General features: G+C 31.5%; 21 protein-coding genes. 6 read left to right on the top strand and 15 right to left on the bottom strand.

Annotation, left to right across the window (positions count from 1 at the left end; translation table 11 throughout):
* Positions 1-72 precede the first annotated feature (72 nt).
* The 11 genes from HZR23_RS09060 to HZR23_RS09015 form a co-directional block, all read right to left on the bottom strand.
* Positions 73-1,323 carry an NAD(P)-dependent oxidoreductase gene (locus HZR23_RS09060; protein ID WP_132849502.1) on the bottom strand — a complete coding sequence of 417 codons (1,251 nt, stop codon included), beginning with the start codon at positions 1,321-1,323 and terminating at the stop codon, positions 73-75.
* A gap of 216 nt (positions 1,324-1,539) precedes the next feature.
* The gene (locus HZR23_RS17060) at positions 1,540-1,815 is read right to left on the bottom strand and encodes a hypothetical protein (RefSeq protein WP_243098276.1); all 276 of its coding nucleotides are present in this window, start codon (positions 1,813-1,815) and stop codon (positions 1,540-1,542) included.
* Between the two features lie 12 nt (positions 1,816-1,827).
* A complete protein-coding gene (locus HZR23_RS17055; protein ID WP_243098275.1) occupies positions 1,828-2,010 on the bottom strand; it encodes a hypothetical protein in 183 nt (60 codons plus the stop codon).
* Positions 2,011-2,030: 20 nt separating this feature from the next.
* Positions 2,031-3,005, bottom strand: coding sequence for a D-2-hydroxyacid dehydrogenase (locus tag HZR23_RS09050; RefSeq protein ID WP_132849501.1), 975 nt, complete (start codon positions 3,003-3,005; stop codon positions 2,031-2,033).
* Between the two features lie 118 nt (positions 3,006-3,123).
* Positions 3,124-5,607, bottom strand: a complete 2,484-nt coding sequence (locus HZR23_RS09045; protein ID WP_249536662.1) for an NAD(P)(+) transhydrogenase (Re/Si-specific) subunit beta — start codon at positions 5,605-5,607, stop codon at positions 3,124-3,126.
* Between the two features lie 2 nt (positions 5,608-5,609).
* Complete coding sequence (locus tag HZR23_RS09040) at positions 5,610-5,903, bottom strand: NAD(P) transhydrogenase subunit alpha (RefSeq protein ID WP_132849500.1); 294 nt, start codon at positions 5,901-5,903, stop codon at positions 5,610-5,612.
* Positions 5,904-5,939: 36 nt separating this feature from the next.
* The gene (locus HZR23_RS09035) at positions 5,940-7,100 is read right to left on the bottom strand and encodes an NAD(P) transhydrogenase subunit alpha (protein WP_132849499.1); all 1,161 of its coding nucleotides are present in this window, start codon (positions 7,098-7,100) and stop codon (positions 5,940-5,942) included.
* A gap of 113 nt (positions 7,101-7,213) precedes the next feature.
* The gene (locus tag HZR23_RS09030; RefSeq protein ID WP_165913763.1) at positions 7,214-7,384 is read right to left on the bottom strand and encodes a hypothetical protein; all 171 of its coding nucleotides are present in this window, start codon (positions 7,382-7,384) and stop codon (positions 7,214-7,216) included.
* Positions 7,385-8,003: 619 nt separating this feature from the next.
* Complete coding sequence (locus HZR23_RS09025) at positions 8,004-9,137, bottom strand: TMEM165/GDT1 family protein (RefSeq protein ID WP_132849498.1); 1,134 nt, start codon at positions 9,135-9,137, stop codon at positions 8,004-8,006.
* Between the two features lie 300 nt (positions 9,138-9,437).
* On the bottom strand, positions 9,438-9,884 hold the full coding sequence (locus HZR23_RS09020; protein WP_132849497.1) for a DUF6773 family protein: 447 nt from the start codon (positions 9,882-9,884) through the stop codon (positions 9,438-9,440).
* The gene (locus HZR23_RS09015; RefSeq protein WP_132849496.1) at positions 9,877-10,086 is read right to left on the bottom strand and encodes a helix-turn-helix transcriptional regulator; all 210 of its coding nucleotides are present in this window, start codon (positions 10,084-10,086) and stop codon (positions 9,877-9,879) included. The genes HZR23_RS09020 and HZR23_RS09015 overlap by 8 nt, the downstream gene beginning before the upstream one ends.
* Before the next feature lie 275 nt (positions 10,087-10,361).
* On the opposite strand from HZR23_RS09015, the gene HZR23_RS09010 reads away from it, so the two are divergent.
* Positions 10,362-10,934, top strand: a complete 573-nt coding sequence (locus HZR23_RS09010; RefSeq protein ID WP_132849495.1) for a hypothetical protein — start codon at positions 10,362-10,364, stop codon at positions 10,932-10,934.
* Between the two features lie 80 nt (positions 10,935-11,014).
* Here HZR23_RS09010 and rsgA read toward each other — a convergent pair whose 3' ends face one another.
* From rsgA to HZR23_RS17580, 4 genes are all read right to left on the bottom strand, one after another.
* The gene (gene rsgA / locus HZR23_RS09005; RefSeq protein WP_132849494.1) at positions 11,015-12,094 is read right to left on the bottom strand and encodes a ribosome small subunit-dependent GTPase A; all 1,080 of its coding nucleotides are present in this window, start codon (positions 12,092-12,094) and stop codon (positions 11,015-11,017) included.
* A 291-nt stretch (positions 12,095-12,385) separates the two neighbouring features.
* Complete coding sequence (locus HZR23_RS09000) at positions 12,386-15,223, bottom strand: cation-translocating P-type ATPase (protein WP_243098272.1); 2,838 nt, start codon at positions 15,221-15,223, stop codon at positions 12,386-12,388.
* A 3-nt stretch (positions 15,224-15,226) separates the two neighbouring features.
* Positions 15,227-16,759: a transposase gene (locus HZR23_RS08995; protein ID WP_249536661.1), complete on the bottom strand. Its 1,533-nt coding sequence runs from the start codon at positions 16,757-16,759 to the stop codon at positions 15,227-15,229.
* Between the two features lie 140 nt (positions 16,760-16,899).
* Positions 16,900-17,025: a hypothetical protein gene (locus HZR23_RS17580; protein WP_279229914.1), complete on the bottom strand. Its 126-nt coding sequence runs from the start codon at positions 17,023-17,025 to the stop codon at positions 16,900-16,902.
* Between the two features lie 182 nt (positions 17,026-17,207).
* Between HZR23_RS17580 and HZR23_RS08990 the strand changes: the two genes are divergently transcribed.
* From HZR23_RS08990 to HZR23_RS08970, 5 genes are all read left to right on the top strand, one after another.
* Positions 17,208-17,870, top strand: a complete 663-nt coding sequence (locus HZR23_RS08990) for a hypothetical protein (protein ID WP_132849696.1) — start codon at positions 17,208-17,210, stop codon at positions 17,868-17,870.
* A 207-nt stretch (positions 17,871-18,077) separates the two neighbouring features.
* Positions 18,078-18,503: a DUF3450 domain-containing protein gene (locus HZR23_RS08985; protein WP_132849697.1), complete on the top strand. Its 426-nt coding sequence runs from the start codon at positions 18,078-18,080 to the stop codon at positions 18,501-18,503.
* 2 nt (positions 18,504-18,505) lie between these two features.
* A complete protein-coding gene (locus tag HZR23_RS08980) occupies positions 18,506-19,744 on the top strand; it encodes an HMA2 domain-containing protein (protein WP_132849698.1) in 1,239 nt (412 codons plus the stop codon).
* Positions 19,734-19,988 (top strand): hypothetical protein, encoded by a 255-nt coding sequence (locus HZR23_RS08975; protein WP_132849699.1) that lies wholly within the window; start codon positions 19,734-19,736, stop codon positions 19,986-19,988. Before HZR23_RS08980 ends, HZR23_RS08975 begins: the two co-directional genes overlap by 11 nt.
* 40 nt (positions 19,989-20,028) lie before the next feature.
* The gene (locus HZR23_RS08970) at positions 20,029-20,226 is read left to right on the top strand and encodes a hypothetical protein (protein WP_132849700.1); all 198 of its coding nucleotides are present in this window, start codon (positions 20,029-20,031) and stop codon (positions 20,224-20,226) included.
* Positions 20,227-20,231: the final 5 nt, after the last annotated feature.

The raw sequence follows: 20,231 nt of genomic DNA, 5'->3' as shown, positions 1-20,231 counted from the left end.
AAATTATAGCAAGTTTTTAAACTAAATAAAAAAGAGAGGTTCAATAAACCCCTCTAAATGCTACTTTCACAGCTACTCATCACTTTTATTTATTTTTTTATACTTATTTTGTACATATTCATGGATTACTTCACTTACTTGCTTCGATAATTTAGCAGCCTCAACTACAGTTCTAGCTCCAGTTACTACGTCTCCAGAAGCAAATACGCCTTCACGGGTAGTTCTACCAAACTCATCTGTAACGATTAGTCCATTTTTATTTATCTCAATTCCCTGGGTCGTTGAGACAATATTAGTTCTAGGTCCTTGACTAACTGCAATAATTATAGAATCACATTTAAATAGTTCTTGCTTAGGCTCTTCATCAGATAATTCACCTTTTAATATAGCTTCATTATCTCTATATATAACACCCTCATTAGTTAACTCAATTGGTTCTTTGTATAATTCAAATTTGACACCGTCCATTTTAGCACATTGAACTTCATGTTCACTAGCAGATATATTTTCAAAACCTTTTCTATACATTATATACGCTTCTCTAATCCCTTTTCTTAGAACCGTACGGGCCACATCCATCGCTACATTCCCTGCACCAATTATACAAACTTTTTCACCTAAATCAAATGCTTCTGGATTCTTAAGATAGTCTATAGCGTAATGAACATGACCAAGACTTTCACCTTTTATGTTTATTTTATTGGGTTTCCAAACACCAGTTCCAATAAATAAAGCGTCATACCCATCTCTAAATAAATCCTCTATTGTTAATACTGGTCCAATAAGTGTATTTGGTCTAATCTTAACCCCTAGCTTAAGCAATTGGGATTTTAGCCTTTCTAATATACTTGGAGGTAATCTAAATTCTGGTATTCCATATCTTAAAACTCCACCTATCTTATCATGTGCTTCAAATATAGTTATATTATAACCTTTAAGGGCTAGCATAAATGCAATAGTAATACCTGCTGGTCCAGAGCCAATTATCCCTATATTTCCCTCTAATTTCTCCGAAGGCTTCAAATTCAATGTATCTAATCTGTAATCTGAGATGTAATTTTCTATGGCCCCTATTTGAATAGGATTTGATTTTCTGGCCAAAACGCAATGGCCTTCACATTGGTTTTCATGATGACAAACTAGAGAACAAATAACAGATAAAGGATTATTCTTAAATAAATTCTCACCAGCTTCTTGGATATTCCCATCAAGTAATAGCCTAATCATCTCTGGTATATCTGTATTTATCGGGCAACCATCCCGACAAGTAGGCCTTTTACATTGAAGACATCTTTTAGCCTCATCAAGTACTAATTTTCCCATGATTGTTCATCCCTTCGTATTTCAACTAAGAAACAAAAACTTGCAATTTATATAAGTATACTTTATATAGATATGCTTTTACAAGGCTTTGCTTTCTATAATAATATCTACTATGTAGTATATCCAATAAATTAAACCACTAATTTTAGTGGCTTAATTATTCTTATAAATCTAATTTTAACCACGCTTCATTTAGTGTTCTTTTAGCATTTGCCATTACCATTTCTGAATCCTCATCTTTCCACGGTTTAACTTCAAACTCACTACTTTTGGGTCTTTAGTATTCAAATAATCTATATTTTTTAGCTCATTTAAAAAAGTTACTAATTCATCTACATCATTTTCACTGTTGGGAAACCCAAATCTTATATGTTCATCCCCATATCCCGGTACTTCTTTATTACAAATAACAGTATTACCTATATGTACGTCAACTACCCACCACTTTCGCTTACTCTTAGAAGTGGGGGCTTGTAACTCTACAGTGGACAAGTGCCGTTCGGCTCATTTAGCTACTTTTTCTCTGCCATCTTTATCTTTAATCCAGCTAATCTCTATGGCATCGAAATACTCATACTTATCTATTTTCTTTACAGTCTCAATAATAGGCCCTTCGCCTCTAATAATTTCTGGAAAAGTCATGAAATGTACGATTCCTACCTTCATATACTTTTTCAAATTCGTCATGAACAGCCCCCTCCTTACCTTTAAGAGTTAACAACATTAACTGGTTCACCGGATAAAAATTTTTCTAGATTAGTAACTGCAATATCCAACAATCGTATTCTTGATTCCTTAGGAGCCCATGCTATATGAGGTGTTATTATAATATTTTTAGCAGTTAAAAGTGGATTGTCTTCCTTAATCGGTTCTGAAGATACAACATCAACGGCTGCCCCAGAGATTCTACCCGTATTCAATGCTTCTGCTAAATCTTCTTCATTAATTAATGGGCCTCTAGATGTGTTTATTATAATAGCACTTTCTTTCATTTTATTAATTGTTTCCTTATTTATTATCCCTTTTGTATTTTCGAATAATGGACAATGAAGGCTAATTACGTCTGACTCAGATAAAAGTTCTTCTAATTTTACATATTTTAGTTTATCGCTTTCTAAGTGGAGAATTGGGTTTTCATCATAGGCTAGCACATTCATACCAAAGGCCTGTGCTATTCGACCAACCGCCTGTCCGATTCTTCCAAAACCAATAATACCAATATGCTTACCCGCTAATTCTATTAGTGGATATTTCCAAAAACACCAATCTACATTGTTTGTCCAAATCCCATTTTTAACATCTTCACTATGGGCCCATACGTAATGACACATTTCCAGCAGTAAAGCAAATGTCATTTGTGCTACTGCCATAGTACCATAAGTTGGAATATTTGTTACGGCTATACCTTTTTCCTTTGCAGCTTCCACATCTACAACATTATAGCCCGTTGCTAAAACTCCTATGTACTTTAGATTAGGCATTTCTTCTAGCATTTCTCTAGTTAAAGGCGTCTTATTAGTAAAAATAATTTCAGCATCACCTACTCTTTCAACAATTGTTTCTTTATCTTCAGAGTTATAAGAAGTCCGATTATAGACCTTCAACTCCCCTAATTTTTCTAAGTCTTCCCAAGTCAAGTCCCCTGGATTTAATGTATAACCATCTAACACTACAATTTTCACACTACCCCTCCATTCTTAATACAATAATTATTACATAATTATATTTAATAAAAATTAAAAACCTCTACCGAACTAAGTTCAGTAGAGATTTTAATAAACTTACGTTTGGATTAAAAATTTACGTAACTTTAATTTCCTCTAGTAGCTTTTCTAATGTTTCACTGGCATCACCTAATAATATACTTATACCCTCAGTTCTTTTATACAGAGGATTCTCTACCCCTGCATAACCTGGGGATAAGCTACTATTACAAAATATTATATGTTTTGCTTCATCTACATTTAATATAGGCATCCCATATATAGGGGTTCCCTCTGCCTCTCTTGCCGCTGGATTCAGTACGTCATTTGCTCCTACAACTATACAAACATCGCAGTCCTTGAACTCTTCATTTATATCTTCCATTTCATATAGCTGTTCATATGATACATCCGCTTCTGCTAACAATACATTCATATGTCCAGGCATTCTTCCTGCCACTGGATGTATCGCATATTTAACCTCACATCCGTTACCCTCTAAAATGTCTGCCAATTGTTTTACTAAATGCTGGGCTTGAGCTATTGCCATTCCATAGCCAGGCACTATTATAGCCCTTTTCGCACCACCAAGTAATTCCACAACAGAAGAATCCGTTGTCTTTACTTCTTCTTTTTCCTGCTTATTCGTTTTAATATCTTTAATGATATTTGCTAATGTTTCACTGGCATCACCTAATAATATACTTGTACCCTCAGTTCTTTTATACAGAGGATTCTCTACCCCTGCATAACCTGGGGATAAGCTACTATTACAAAATATTATATGTTTTGCTTCATCTACATTTAATATAGGCATTCCATATATAGGGGTTCCCTCTGCCTCTCTTGCCGCTGGATTCAGTACGTCATTTGCTCCTACAACTATACAAACATCGCAGTCCTTGAACTCTTCATTTATATCTTCCATTTCATATAGCTGTTCATACGATACATCCGCTTCTGCTAACAATACATTCATATGTCCAGGCATTCTTCCTGCCACTGGATGTATCGCATATTTAACCTCACATCCATTACACTCCAAAATGTCTGCCAATTGTTTTACTAAATGCTGGGCTTGAGCTATTGCCATTCCATAGCCAGGCACTATTATAGCCCTTTTCGCACCACCAAGTAATTCCACAACAGAAGAATCCGTTGTCTTTACTTCTTCTTTTTCCTGCTTATTCGTTTTAATATCTTTAATGATATTTGCTAATGTTTCACTGGCATCACCTAATAATATACTTGTACCCTCAGTTCTTTTATACAGAGGATTCTCTACCCCTGCATAACCTGGGGATAAGCTACTATTACAAAATATTATATGTTTTGCTTCATCTACATTTAATATAGGCATTCCATATATAGGGGTTCCCTCTGCCTCTCTTGCCGCTGGATTCAGTACGTCATTTGCTCCTACAACTATACAAACATCGCAGTCCTTGAACTCTTCATTTATATCTTCCATTTCATATAGCTGTTCATATGATACATCCGCTTCTGCTAACAATACATTCATATGTCCAGGCATTCTTCCTGCCACTGGATGTATCGCATATTTAACCTCACATCCATTACACTCCAAAATGTCTGCCAATTGTTTTACTAAATGCTGGGCTTGAGCTATTGCCATTCCATAGCCAGGCACTATAATGGCTTTTTTAGCTGACCTAAGGATTTCTTCTACTGGGACTTCTTTAGACTTCTCATTTACATGCCCAACATCCTCTGCTTTCTTTTCCTCGTTGTGTACTACTTTAGAAACACTAGTTTTTCCCTGTAATATTTTAGATAGACTACTATTCATTGATTTACACATAATTTGAGTTAAAAGCAACCCACTAGATCCAACTATTCCACCTATAGATACAAGCAAAATATCATTAATGGCCAAGCCTGCAATTGCTGCTGCTACTCCACTAAAGGAATTTAAAAGTGAAATAGTTATTGGCATATCTGCCCCACCAACTCTTATAGCTATCCCAATACCTAAAAAGGCGCTCATAAAGATAGCAACTATAGTTGTAAGCAACATAGGCGGGTTAAAAAATAAAAATGCAATTAATATAAATAATAATAGACTAATAGATGTAGACATTAAAGCCGTATGCCCCTTCCAAACTACCGGCCTACCATCTATAATATTTGCCAACTTGCCCGCAGCAATTAAACTACCCGTAAAAGTTAGTGTACCTACAAAAAGAGCTAGTGTAGCAGTAGCTAACTCAAAAGTTGCATTAGCTGAAAAAATTGCAGCACCTCCTACAAGTGCAGATGCGGCACCTCCAACTCCATTTAGAGTAGCAACTAATTGAGGCATTTGAATCATTTTAACTTTCTGAGCTAATATTAATCCAATAATACTCCCTACAAATAGACAAACAAAAATTGTATAAATTGTCCACTTATCCGACAGAATCCCAAAATACAATAGGGTAACTATTATTGCTATCAACGTAGCTACAGAGCTAAGTATATTACCAATTATAGCGGTTTTAACTTTACTCATAAGTGCTATACCTATTAGAACAGTTATTGATAAGAAGGCGCAGATAATATAATATACTAAGGGCTCCATTATCATACCCCCTTCTTATCAAACATGCGTAACATTCTATGGGTTACTGTAAACCCACCTACAACATTTATCATAGCTAAAATTATAGCTAAGCCACCTATAATGCCACCTAAATAAGGATTGTATTTGTAACGTATAACAGATACAGTAGTTAAGGCGCCTATTATTGTTATACCACTAAGTGCATTCATTCCTGACATAAGTGGCGTATGAAGTAAGCTAGGAACATTCTTAATTAGTTTATAACCTACAGTTGAAGATATTACAAAAATAATAACTAATACCAAAGACGACATGGTTCTCCTCCGTAATTAATTATTTTATTTTTTTACTTATGCAATTCCCATGGCTTCTTTAGTTCCCTGATGCAGTATTTTTTCTCCATCAGTAACAATCGTTGACGCCACTATTTCATCATTCATATCTAAAACTATTGATCCATCTTTAGTTAAATAGTTAATTATATGGTAAACGTTATTAGCAAACATCCAAGTTGAAGTAGTAGGAAGCTGACCTGGAATATTTTTTATTCCTTGAATACTTACGGAATGTTTAGTTACCACTTCACCAGGTGAAGTAATCTCACAATTTCCACCCTGATCAATAGATACGTCTACTATTACTGAACCTGGACTCATTTCTTTAACCATATCTTCTGTGACAATTATTGGAGCTACCTTTCCTGGTATAAGAGCACTTAAAAAAACGATATCCATTTTTACAATTGTATCTCTTAGACTCTCTCTTTCTTTAATAATCCATTTTTCAGGAAGTCTATTTGCATATCCACCTTTTCCTACAGCAATTTCAGCAGGTACTCCACAGTCAATTACCTTAGCGCCTAAGCTTTTAGCCTGCTCACAGGCTTCAGGACGAATATCAGCAGCATAAACCACAGCTCCAAGTCTTTTAGCTGTTGCAATTGCCTGTAACCCTGCAACTCCTGAACCTATAACCATTACATTTGCAGGTTTCAGCATACCTACGGCAGTAAAAAGCTGAGGAACAAATTTTGATAAAGTATCAGCTGCCATTATCATTCCTTTGTAGCCAGCACATGTACTCATAGATGTCAGTGCATCCATCCTCTGGGCTCTAGAAATACGAGGAATCCCATCTAAGGTTAGCCCTATAATACCATTCGTTGCCATCTTCCTAACCATTTCATGGTTATAGCTATTGGCGGGATGAAGAAAGGAAATTAAATATTGTCCTCTATTCATCATATCTATCTCATGCATATTTTTTTCTACATTAAATATAGGTTCTTTTACCTTCAAAATAACATCTGATTGTTTATAAATTTCAGCAACATCATCAATAATAGTAGCGCCAGCCTGACGATATTCATCATCCATAAAGTTAGCACCTAATCCGCAACCTCTTTGAACTAAAATTGTTGCCCCATCATTTACAAATTTCTTCACAGTATCAGGAGTTACAGCTACACGCTTTTCATCCTTCATAATTTCTTTAGGAACACCTATGATCATTATACATTCCCCCATTCTTTCCTTTGCATATTTATTAATTGTAATAAAAATTAATTGCTAAGAAGTAAAATAGAATGTTTACTATCACTAAATCCCTCTACTATATTTAGTTTTTATATCATATCTCCTAAATCTCCAACTATTTCATTAATTCTCTCACTATGAAAAATAACTTCATCTTTATCTAGCTCTTTCTTTTTCTTTTCTTCGTTTGAATCTACATCTAAATCCCTATTGTGTAAAGATAAATCTTCCGCAAAACACGTATTCTTTTTATTTTCCACAATAATTCCCCCTAATTTTAGTTTAGTTGTTTACGTCTTAACATACACTTTCAAATTTAATTAAGAGATATCCTAACCTCTTATTTCCAGTATATGTTAATAAATTAACTTTTGCAATGTCCAACGTGATATAAATTTCATACTTATGAGTTATTTATAGCACAAATGTACACAGTAGAGGTTTAATTAGTCTAAATATAAATAGCTATTTATTTATTACCCAATATAGCTTAATTCAAAGGTCCTTTATAAAAGATTTTATAAACATTTATGTATTACTGTCTAGCTATGTTACATAGTCAAGCTTGTATACTTTTAAAACTTTAACTACGCAGTTACCTATCCATGTAATTCCTCCCTTAACCCTATTATTAATCAATCAAATTATCATTATATCTTATTCGTAAGCCATTCATATTAGACTAGTCCTTTAATATTCAGAATCTATCTACAACTTCATTTGTCGATATTTTCTACTATATTATATATTCAATAAATTACTCTTTTCTCCTGCAAAATTGAATAGATATTGCCCTCAACTATTCTACTTATAAAAGCACACTTCAAACAAAAAAAGCTACTTTTAAATAGCTTTCTTTGTAAATGTAATATTATATTTTTAAAAGTCTTCTAATGTACTACAGATTTCGAAAATTTTCAAGGCACTTTTTTTATCTATTTCTAATAATGATTTTTTGTATTCCTCCCAATTATCCATACGCTCAATACTTCTCTTAAACAAAATAGTCTCTAACTTTTTTCTAATTTCATGGATATTTTTAAACTCATTACTATTAGGTTCATCTTTTAATAATGATATGGTTAAAGATAAACTATCTAGAACTTGCTCTTTGTTGTAGTGCTTTTTATAAGTATCTTCTATTGGAAGAAATTCATTTTTTAATAACTCATGTTTTTCAAGTCCATTTTTAATTAGAGTTTTTGTAAAACCTACTAAACAACTGTTACCATGACAATCTCCACAAGTATCTTTTCCTAAACATATTTTATCTATATTTTGTCCAATTTCGTTATAGTAATTAAATAATTCTCTGGATTTTTTCTTAAAAGCAGACTCTTCTCCAAGTTTTATACTAGTAATGAATGGTTTAAGCATAATGTATATCAAAATAAATATTACTGAGAAAAATATACCTAAATTCTGTAATCTTAAATACTCAACTGGCACAGCCTGATATAGAGTTGCAAATCCAAAAAACATAAAAACAGACGCTGCAACTAATTTTATAGCAACTTCGGGTATTTTATCTCCAAGCTTTTTACCAATAATAATTCCAATTCCTCCAGTAACAGTCATTCCTAACACTGTTCCAGTTAAGATAGCTAGAGGATTAACATTAGTAGTTGCTAATGTTATAGCTGTAAGCTGTGTTTTGTCTCCCAACTCACCAACAAAAAATGCCAAGGCAACAGTTAACACCGGTCCAAGCATATTTTTCTTCTCTACATTTTCCTCATCATCATCATCTTCTTCATCTAACTTTAATGTCCAAAAAGAGAAGCCGATAAAGGCTAATCCAGCAACAATTTGAATAGTATTAATCGGAATAAAATCTGAAATATAATTACCTAAAATAACTGCTAATCCATGATTAAAAAATGATCCTAGAAATATACCAAATAAAACCTTCTTTACAGGAAACTTAGTAGCAAATGCCATTGCTAGTATTTGAGTTTTGTCTCCCATTTCTGCAATAAAAATAAATATAAATGCCTTTAGTAATTCTTGCAAGTTATCCCACCTCAACTATATTATTATTTATTATTAAACAGTTAGCAGTATTCAATCCAAAGTTTTATTTGTATATTTTTACAAAATAAAAACGAGACAAATAGATTAATACACCATATGCAATGGTCTATTAATCTAAAAGTCTCGCTCCTTTAATTCAAAATTAAAGTAAATAAAACCAGGATTTCTCCAGTATGTTGATTTTATTTTGGCCTAAGCCATAGCTACTCCCTCTTAGAACTTGTTTTATTTTAATATAAAAATTTACACTTGTCAATAAAAAACCTTCTCCATTAAATTTTACTCTTCATTTTCTTTATTTTGTTTTCTTTTTATTATCGCTGTTATGCTAGAGATTAATATACCTATTGCTGCAGTTATAAACAAAATAGGTGCTGTCCCTTCATCTATATGCTGACTATCAATAGTATTTATATTTTTTAGAAAAATTATAATTATTATTGAAGAAAAGGTCCCAATCACCATATTTAGCAATACTTTCAGAACCGGTCTTTCTTTCTTATTAGATGGACCTATGTAGGCATTTGCACTTATTAATCTAACTACATAAATACCTGAACAAAACGAAATTATAAGCATAATATTGGCAGGGTAGTTAATCCATTTAAAACCAAATCCAAATAACCCTGCATCTAATAGCAGCAGATACATTAAAAGCAAAAACGTTTGACTCCCTATTTTATTCTTAATCATAATTTGCATTTCATCTAATCCATTTTTATTCATTAACTTCATCCTCCCAAAAAATATCATTTAATGTTTTACCTAATACTCTACATATTGATATACATAATTTTATAGTTGGATTATAATCACCGTTTTCTATTGCATTTATAGTTTGTCTTGTTACCCCTACTGCGTCAGCTAAACCTTTTTGAGACATATCTTTTAATGCCCTTGCAGCCTTCAATCTTAAATTTTTACTCAATTTACCACCCACTCTTTATTACTATATACTAATGATATAATATATGCTCCATAATGTCAAATATATTATACACAAAGGCTGTAATACTCCAAATAAAACTCTAAAGAGACTCAAAATAATAATTTTTTCAATACATAAATTTACATATAGTTATTCAAATGTTAATATATTTTTAAATAGATTTATATATTTTGTTTACCTTTTCTATATTATAATCATAATATTAAGAGGATTTAATAAGTTGGCATTCTATATCTTTACATAAGGGTGATAATATGAGAAAAAAAAGGTATTTTCAGCATCTATACAAATACGATGAATTGTCAAATACATATTTAATAGAAGTTTCTTTAGATAGCTATGATGACGTTTACGACGATTGGGACGCCTCTCCTTTTAAAAAAAGGGATATTGAAGATGAGTTTAATGATTTTGTTGTTAATTCTTCACAGGATATACCCTTTAACCATGACATAAAGATAGTACTATATTTGCCTGAATCAAAAAAAGATGAGCAGAAAGAGGCAACATTAATTTCTGCCTATAAAAATTACTACGCCTATGCTTTAGATAGACTCGATAAACGTAAAAGTATCCTCTATGAAAAAACAATATTCTATCTCCTTTTCTCTGTATTTATGCTTAGTATCGGATATTTCTTTTTTAGGGGTACGATGACAATCTTTAGCAACATACTTCATGAGGGTATTTTTATTGGCGGTTGGGTATTTCTATGGGAGTTTTTCACTAGTATCTTTATTACTAGGCGGGAACTACATGAGGAATATAAAATATTTAAAAGACTATATAAAGCTAATATAATTTTCATATATATAAATGAGCTTTAATTAACAATTATTCTCTATAATGTGTAGTACAACTAATATAAAATAGTACCTCCAAACAACCATGAGGTACTATTTTACAATTATCTTCTTTTATTCTTTTCCTTTATCAGTTTTCGTGCATTTTTCATGCCCCCAACCTCTTTAAACATTGTTGATATTTTTTCTTTTTCTATTTCCTTACTATTTAAACCAGTATATTTCGCTTCTTTTTCTAATTTTAAGTAGCTTAAGAGTCTTTCCTCACTTAATAAACCGCTAAGGATAGCTTTTTGCACCTCACATCCCGGCTCATTAATATGAGTACAATCACTAAACCTACATTTCATTGTCAATTCATCTATATCCATAAACGCTTTAGATAAATCAATTCTATCAATACCGAGTTCTCGCATTCCAGGAGTATCTATTACAACACCCCCAAATGGCGTAAGAAAAATTTCTCTCCTAGTTGTTGTATGTCTTCCTTTATCATCATCTCCTATTTCTCTAGTTTCAAGGGTATCTACGCCTAGTAGCTTGTTAATTAAAGTGGATTTTCCTACACCAGATGAACCTATAAATGCAACAGTTTTTCCATATCCTAGATAATCTTTAATTGCTAAATAACCTTCTTTATCCATACTAGAAGTTATTACAATATCAACCCCATAAGCAATTTTACTGAGTTCGGAAGTTTTATTAGCAATATCCTTACACAAATCTGATTTTGTTAATACTATCACTGGATTAGCTCCACTATCCCAAGAAATTCCTAAATACCGTTCAACTCTACGAAGATTAAAATCATTATTTAGTGACATACAAATAAAAACCGTATCTATATTTGACGCTACAATCTGTTCATCATGGGATGTACCCGCTGCCCTTCTAATAAAAGCACTTTTTCTAGATAATACTTTTTGTATTATAGCATTCCCATTGGTATCAGTATTTCTGTCAAGCATAACAAAATCACCAACAGCAGGATAATCTGTTATAGCTTTCACATCGAATCTAAATTTCCCTGAGATTTCAGCTGTCATTTCGCCATTTTCAGTTACAACCCTATATAGATTTCTGTACTGAGAAATTATTCGTCCTATATAAAGATCGGTATATAAAGTAGCTTCGTTTAAAAATCCCTCACTGAGACCTAATTCTTTCATATCTATTTTGCTCATTTTTACCCTCCTAAGATTATATATAAACCTAACCTATGGGAGTCAATACATAGCTTAAATTGTATTTACCTCCCAAACAAATACAATCTCAGCTAATAATCTATTAATTAACATAAAATCATCATTCTCCTTTTTTAAACAAATATATTTTTCTTCACTTAAATTATAGATCTAAGACATTAATTTGTCAAAAGCTAACTAATCTTGTTAGTATTATAAGTTTCATTAATTATATATATGAAAAAACTCACTGTAGTTGTACTTTAATACTAAGTACAACTAACAGTGAGCCTATATTCTACTCAATAGTACAGTACCGACTAAACCAGACAGACTAATAATATCTAATGGTACTGTTCCAAATATTGAATTTAATAGTGGAATGTATAGTATCCCAATTAGGGAAAGTAGAGATATTCCAGCCATTATATTCATATATTTACTAGGTTTTCTATCTTTACTAAATCTACTGTCATATACGTTGATTAATTGACACAATATAAAGTTACTAAATGCAAGGGTCTTTGCTTTTGCCAAACTAGCCCCAAATAATATGGAGCCTTTAAATATTGCAAATGTACTTAATCCAATACTTAAACCTCTTCTAAATATTTTATTTCTAAGTTGCTTATCAAATAAAGAATCTTTATTTATTATACTAGTATTAAGCAAAATATTATCAGATGGAGACTCCACAGCCAGTGAAGAACCAAGTAATGTCTCAGAAATTAAGTTAATCCAAATCATTTGTACTGCCAAAAATGGTGCAGGTAAACCTAAAACAAAAGCAAAGAAAATAGTAAGCATTTCCCCTATGGCCCCAGCGAACAAGTACTTTAATGTACTCCTAATATTTTGTATAACGCTTCTACCCTCTTCAATAGCAGCTACAATTGTCGAAAAATCATCGTCTACTAAGGTGATACATGCCGCATCCCTAGCAACATCACTACCATTCATTCCCATTGCAATACCTATATGTGCTTCCTTTATTGCTGGAGCGTCATTTACACCATCACCTGTCATAGCAACTGTATGTCCTAATCTTTTTAATGCCTTAACAATTCTGTATTTTTGCTCTGGATTTGTTCTTGCAAAAACCTGAACATCATTAATAGTTCTTTCAAGTTCCCCATCACTCATTCGCTCTAAGTCATTACCCGTAATTACTAATCCGTTTGTCAATATATTTAAATTTTTTCCAATGGCTCTAGCTGTTTCTATATGGTCACCAGTAATCATAATTACCTTTATTCCAGCTTTAGAACATTTTTTTATAGACTCTTTTACACCTTCTCTTGGGGGGTCTTCCATACCGACGAAACCTAGGAAAACGAAATCTTTAGTTGTATCATCTTCTTGATGCTGTAATTTTTTACACGAAAAAGATAAAGTTCTAAGTCCTTTACTTGCCATCTCATTACAATGATTTACGATTTTTTCCTTATCGACTTTAGTAAGTAATCTCTCTAAGCCATTTTCATAAATAAAACTACACTTTTCTAAAACCTTATCGATTGAGCCTTTGCAATATACCCTGTAATCATCATCTTCTTTATTGTGTACTACGGATAGCATATACATTCTTTTACTCTCAAAGGGTACTTCCTTAACACAATCAAAATTATTCTTTAATAACTCCGTTGAAATATTCCTTTTACCAGCAACTGTTAACAGTGCCCCTTCAGTTGGATCCCCCTCTATTTCCCATTTATCTTTCTTCTTTACTAAAGTAGCATTGTTACACAGCACTCCAGTTTTAAGTAGTTCATCTAGTCCAACCCAATCTTTGTCTACTTCCTCAATAGGTTCTATATTTCCAATTGGACTGTACCCACTACCCGTTACTTTATATACACATCCATTAGTATAAATCTCTCTAACAGTCATTTCATTTAATGTTAGGGTACCGGTTTTATCACAGCAAATAACATTAGCTTTACCTAGATTTTCAACAGCACTCATTCGTCTAACTATTGCATTTTTCTTAGCCATACGCCGTACACTTAATACCATACATGTAGTCACGGTAACAGGGAGTCCTTCAGGAATGGCCCCTAGGAAAAATGTTACGCCCATCATTAAAACCTGCGCAAAACCTCTACCGGATAATAAGGCAATGCTACTAAATATACCAAAAAATATTAAATATGCTTTTATTAGCTTAGTAATAAAGCTTTCAGCCATATTTTCTAACTGAGTTGATTCTTCGGTAATTGTATCTAACATATTTGCAATTTTTCCTATTTCAGTACTTCTTCCAGTACTAACAACCACAGCTCTTACTACACCTGATAAAACTGTAGTCCCCATATACAACATGTTATGTCTACTACCGACATCAGTATCTAATTTACAACTCTTATTATTTTTATAAACTCCTACAGATTCTCCTGTCAAGGAGGATTCGTTTATCTTTAGATCCTGACATGATAATATTCTTGCATCTGCTGGTACTTTATCCCCTGATTTTAGTTGTATTATATCTCCAGGCACTAGATATTTCGCATCAATTTCTTGTTTTATTCCATTTCTAATTACTGTAGACTTCTGCACTAACATATTTTGTAGTGCATCTAAAGATATTTCAGACTTTGATTTTTGAACTGCCCCAAGACCAACCTGAAAAAGTACAATACTACCTAGGGCTACAGCTTCAAGAAATTGACCTAAAAAAAGTGAGACTACACTAGAGGCTAGTAAAACCTTCACACAGATATCTTTTAATCCCTCACGTAAATAAGAGAAAAAGCCATTTTTCTTTTCTTTTGTTATTTCATTTAAACCATACTTTCTATACTTTTCTTCGATGAATTTAGATGATAAACCCTTCTTAAAATCTGTTTTTAATATCTTCTCTATATGGGCTGCATTCATAGCGTGAAATGGATATGAGGAATTAATTGAGCTAACATTTCTATTAATGTCCTTATTACCAGAAACATTTGTAAGCCTTTTTAGCAAAGGTTCTTTTTGTTTTCTGTTTTCACCATTAATAAAATTATCAATCTCATCCTCTATAGTTTCTTCGAGTATATGTTTTTCATCAAATATAACCAGAATTCTTCCAGTTGCAGGATTTCCCTTAGCCATCTCAACACCATGTAAAGATGAAATATAATTAGACATGAGTTATGCAGTTGACTCCATATACTGGGAATTTTGCACAGTAAACCAACCTAACAATAAATTCTTCGGCCAAAATTTATCAATAAGTCTTGCAAATTGCCTAACTTCTGTGTCAAAATGTACTTGTATAGTTTGAAAGCATTGCTGTGCTTTTATAACGATACGGTATGTGGCGTTGAAAAAGTTTCGGACCATTTCGCCGTGGGTGAAGCCTTCTTCAGCGCCTTTATTATTGAGTTCCCATCTTGCATAGACAAGTAAAGTTTCTGCTGTAAAAATGAGCTCAATATGGGCGTAATGATGACTTTCCGACGTTGAGTGGCAAGAATTCAACCCCAGTTCTTGTTTTGCAGTTCTAAAAAAAACCTCAATGCTCCAACGCTTAATATATGCATCTAAAGCTTCTTCAGGATTATCGACCCTATTACTAATCAAAAGGTAAGCCCCACGATATGTAGCCGCAACCTCTTTGTTTTTCTCAAATTCATCCTTCATCATTTCAGTATCTTCTTTGAGTCTTGTAGCTACAACTGCTTTTGCAATAGGCGTATAACGATACTTAGTTACTACTTTACCCTGCTTTCCAACTAAACGGTAGGGTAACTTGATATAAATATTAGGTATGGATATAGCACTTACTTTATCTTTGGCACTACTAATAAGAAGTTTGAAAAAAACTTCTTTAATAAGCATTGAAGGCTTTACAGGGATAAAGCGTTCTCGGCCTGTAATATTCTCAATTTCTTTTCGATAAAGTGCTGTATTACGTTTTGCCTTAGTAACCCAATCATATTGATGATCTGTGAGCCAATTAAAAAGTCTTTGCATAAAAACCGGGTCCATGGCAACCCATAGTACCCCTGTGTAAATCCGGCGAATATCCATTAGCATTTCTTTTGAAAGATCTATTTTTGTCTGTTTTTCATCGCTATTTTCTACCTTACGCCAAATACGCCAAAACAATGGATATTTAAGTCCGTTCTTTAATACAACAGTTGTAGCAACTATATTCATACACCAGATATTTATTTTAATGGAGCTATCATATAACCAACAAAGGAAAGGGATTTTCTTTCCATGGGCATGAGCCACCTTTGTATCATCAAGTACAATAACATCTCTTTCAGTAAATGCAGTTTCTTCTTCTTGTTGTAGTCTTTGTACTCTTTTAAAACTAAATAAACCCCAATTATAATCAGTTGTAAAAAAGCGGCTAAAGGTATATTGAGCCATTTTAAGATTCCGAAACATCGGTTGTAATAAGCTATCCTTAGTAGCATAATCAGAAATACGTGAGACAGAATTTTTATTAGCAATAAGTCCTACCACATAAGCAAAAGCAATAAGCCAAGTGGGTACACCATTACGTTTTACAATACCCGATTGCGTAAGCAGAAGTGAAAAATCAAATTTATCCCAAATTGCTTTTAAAACTGGCGTTCCGCCCCCATTTCCTTGTTGTAAATTTCTATATTTCGGTTTCCCAAGAGTCATATTTATCACCCATTCATCAAGAGTAATGGCTATTAATACCATTCACTTTGATTATTGGGGCGGGTTTAAAAAGTCAAGTCTTTTTTGCTATTTCAAGACATATAAAACAAAAATATTTTTTAGTATATTATAATATACGATACATCAGTCTTATTTACATTTATTTACACGAACTGCATAACTCATGAATTAGATAGTTTAATGGAAAAAATTTCATCCTTATATATTTTTTCAACTGATATTCTAGTTCTCTTATAAGTTAATGTTTCTTCTCCCTTTTGCACAACATCCTTTAAAGCTTGAAGCATTTAAATTTCACCCATCCCTACTATTTTAAAATAAATACTGCATTAGTTATTTGCTTAAAATTCAAATTATATTCCATTTTCATGTGATAATCTTTACAATAATTTAACGAAATTTTAATTTTACAATTAGATTAATTATGGTATAATAATGATAATTGTTATCAAGATTAGGGGGCACTTATATGGTTAACAAATATGGACACATTTTAAATGAAGATAACTATATAGAAAAAAAATGTATTGCTATTATCGATGAGCATCTAGAAATGTTCTTTTCTGGTTGTTCTAAGGCTGCCTACGGGTACTCAGTAATGATATCTAAGGATAGCAGAAATTTTAATTTAAATACCTTTGAAAGCATGATAATTTCTAAGGATGAAATAGAACACAATATTAATAATATAGTTATTAAAGTGAATACAGAAATTGCAAAATACTTAGGCTGCTATATTACAGATGATAATATGTTTACTTATGACTATTCTGGTCAACAAATTTGCCAATGTCTAAATGATACCTTAGAAATATATAAGGTTACTCAAAACATAACGAAGGCTTGTGAAAGAACTTTAAAAACTATTTTTAATAAGGCTTTTAAAAATATATGTCCATATAAACCAGCTCATCTGCTAATGAAAAAAATAAACATTTCTGATAAAATATTGGGAAATAATAGCTATAAAAATCAAGTCGATGTTCATCAAGAAAAGCTATTTCATCAGCTACAAGGTCTATTAATAAATTTAAAGACTGATTTAAGAAATCATATAGTAGAAAAAACTATTGAGAACATTTTATATATTCAACATAATATACCAAAATCTAACAACTATTTTATTGCATAATTTTTAAATTTTTTTTATCTTATAGGAATAAATATGTTAAATTTCGAAAAAAATATAATATTGAAACTCTAAAACAAGGCTTATGATCCTTGTTTTTTTACGTGAAATATTATAGTAATTAGAGCATTAAGTTCCTATTTACAATTGAATAATATACTTTAAATTAGTTAAAAATACTAAATAAGAAATAGAAAAGGAGACTTTATTATGGATGAAACTAAAAATAACTCTACTTTAGAACAACAAAAAATAGAAAAAGAATTACAAGAGCTTAAAAATCAATATTCTAGTCTGATGAAAGAATTTAAAAGCTTGAAAGAAAAGGACGATCAATTAAATAAATTAAAAGATAGTATGATGTCTTCACAAAGAGAATTTACAGAAATGAATAAAAGCTTACAGGAAATTACAAGTAAATTAAATATGATGTCAGAACGTGAAAGAAAATCTATGAAAAATAGAGGAAATATTCTAAGAAGAACTGCCATTAAAACAGTAGGTTCTGTTTTAATGGTAACTGATGCAGCAATTAAACATGTTTCTATGGCAAAAGAAGGTATTGAAGATATAGTTGCAGAGGCTCAATATGAAAATAATAGAAGAAGACGACATGATCCCGAGTATAGTGAATAGTTATGATAAATTGTGCTATAGATAAAATAGAAGTTATTTCTTCGATACCAGGCAGAATTAGACTTAATACAAATAAATTATGTAATCAAAATATATTTGAAAACTCTATACTAATTATATTTCAAAAAGTTAAAGGTATAAAAAACGTTATCTATAATAAGCATACGGGCAACACTTTAATTTATTATGAGGAAGAGTTCTTAACTGAAGATGAAGTTATTAAACATCTAATGAAATCTTCAAAGGAAGAATTCACTAATAACATTAGAAATTTTGAAACAAATAAGCTATTAAAAGAGATCTTACCGGCTTTTAATCCTTTAAATCTAATAAAGAGGAAATACTCAGAGCAAATGTATTCAAATGAATATAATCTATCTAAATCTTTACTTAGATTAGGATTGACTGCGGGCATTATTGGTTTAGCAATAAATACTGTTCCAGTAAGTTTACTATCTCTTAGTATTTTAAGTTACCCTGGAATTTTCTTTGCAATAACATCAATAGGCTATTCCTATGTCTCCGCTTTAGCTAAAGGATTGAATATTTATGTAGATAATCTTAAGACGATCAAATTATTAGCTAGAACAAATAAAGTTTTAATTGAAGATAAAGTTTTACTTGATGAAATAAATAGCTCTTTAGATTTCAGTAATACAACTTCTCAGGAAGATTATAGTTTCATAAAAATAAAATATCGAGTTAATTTTAATGGTAAAGACTTTATTAAGGATTTTAGAAAATATGGAGTTTTGAAATTTGGTATTTTAACTAAGCAGAAGAACCATGAAGTAGAGATCCTATCTGATTATTTAACAATAAATAATATTTATGAGGAAAGTAACAACGTAATCCATACTATAGGTAAATCTAAAGAAAATATTACTGCCATAGGATATATAAATACCCTTGGGAATTTTAAGAAGCTTAATCAAAACATAAGTATAAATATATTAAATAAAGAAAATTCCCAAAATTCCAGCACTAATATTTCGATACTAGAAGAGGATTTGAATCAAATTCCTAAACTTTTTAGATTAAGTCAGATTGGTGAAGAGTTGATAAATCGTTCCCATACTATAGCACTCACAATTAATTCAATTGCTTTATTGATGATTCCATTTATTCAATTGCACCCTATTACAGCCCTGATGATATATGGACTAAATCTTCTTATTCAAATATATTTATTACAAAATTATACTGATAATTATAAAGGAGTACTTTTTAATGACTTATGAAACAAATAACTCTATAGCAAATATTAAGGCAAATTTAAGTAAAGCTGAAGACATTATTAAGGAGACAATAGATCTAAGCATAAAATCCTTAAATGAAAGACCAGAGTTAGAAGAGGAATTAATTGAATTATTATTCTACCATGGAAAGCAAATAAGTGATTATTTCTTCAAAGAAGCGGAATCAACCGGAAATGATAAATTAGCTAAAAACCTGATTAAACATTTTATGTTTAAAAGATTTTAATTGTTTTGTTTTCCTATTGAAAGTGAGGCAACAAAATAAAATGAAAAAAAGAACTATCCTTTTACTTGGCTTAGTGGCAGTATTTTTTGTGGTACACCAGGAGCACAGAAAAAACAATAATGAAGAAGTTGAGAAATGTGAATATGATGAAATTCATCAAAAAATAATTCATCTACGTAATAAAGCAAAGGAATTACAACATAAAGTTGATAATTATAGTAAAAATTTAAATATCTAATAGAG

The sequence above is a fragment of the Serpentinicella alkaliphila genome (genome assembly GCF_018141405.1).
GTDB classification, from domain to species: Bacteria; Bacillota; Clostridia; order Peptostreptococcales; family Natronincolaceae; genus Serpentinicella; species Serpentinicella alkaliphila.
Note: the sequence above shows the minus strand (reverse complement) of the source record. Positions and strands in the feature narration are given on the sequence as shown.

Bases quoted from the DNA above. Each gene is read 5' to 3' on its own strand.
- HZR23_RS09060 (WP_132849502.1), bottom strand. From the start codon at position 1,323: ATGGGAAAATTAGTACTTGATGAGGCTAAAAGATGTCTTCAATGTAAA.
- HZR23_RS17055 (WP_243098275.1), bottom strand. From the start codon at position 2,010: ATGACGAATTTGAAAAAGTATATGAAGGTAGGAATCGTACATTTCATG.
- HZR23_RS09045 (WP_249536662.1), bottom strand. From the start codon at position 5,607: ATGGAGCCCTTAGTATATTATATTATCTGCGCCTTCTTATCAATAACT.
- HZR23_RS09040 (WP_132849500.1), bottom strand. From the start codon at position 5,903: ATGTCGTCTTTGGTATTAGTTATTATTTTTGTAATATCTTCAACTGTA.
- HZR23_RS09035 (WP_132849499.1), bottom strand. From the start codon at position 7,100: ATGATCATAGGTGTTCCTAAAGAAATTATGAAGGATGAAAAGCGTGTA.
- HZR23_RS09020 (WP_132849497.1), bottom strand. From the start codon at position 9,884: ATGAATAAAAATGGATTAGATGAAATGCAAATTATGATTAAGAATAAA.
- HZR23_RS09010 (WP_132849495.1), top strand. From the start codon at position 10,362: ATGAGAAAAAAAAGGTATTTTCAGCATCTATACAAATACGATGAATTG.
- rsgA (WP_132849494.1), bottom strand. From the start codon at position 12,094: ATGAGCAAAATAGATATGAAAGAATTAGGTCTCAGTGAGGGATTTTTA.
- HZR23_RS09000 (WP_243098272.1), bottom strand. From the start codon at position 15,223: ATGTCTAATTATATTTCATCTTTACATGGTGTTGAGATGGCTAAGGGA.
- HZR23_RS08995 (WP_249536661.1), bottom strand. From the start codon at position 16,759: ATGGTATTAATAGCCATTACTCTTGATGAATGGGTGATAAATATGACT.
- HZR23_RS17580 (WP_279229914.1), bottom strand. From the start codon at position 17,025: ATGCTTCAAGCTTTAAAGGATGTTGTGCAAAAGGGAGAAGAAACATTA.
- HZR23_RS08990 (WP_132849696.1), top strand. From the start codon at position 17,208: ATGGTTAACAAATATGGACACATTTTAAATGAAGATAACTATATAGAA.
- HZR23_RS08985 (WP_132849697.1), top strand. From the start codon at position 18,078: ATGGATGAAACTAAAAATAACTCTACTTTAGAACAACAAAAAATAGAA.
- HZR23_RS08980 (WP_132849698.1), top strand. From the start codon at position 18,506: ATGATAAATTGTGCTATAGATAAAATAGAAGTTATTTCTTCGATACCA.
- HZR23_RS08975 (WP_132849699.1), top strand. From the start codon at position 19,734: ATGACTTATGAAACAAATAACTCTATAGCAAATATTAAGGCAAATTTA.
- HZR23_RS08970 (WP_132849700.1), top strand. From the start codon at position 20,029: ATGAAAAAAAGAACTATCCTTTTACTTGGCTTAGTGGCAGTATTTTTT.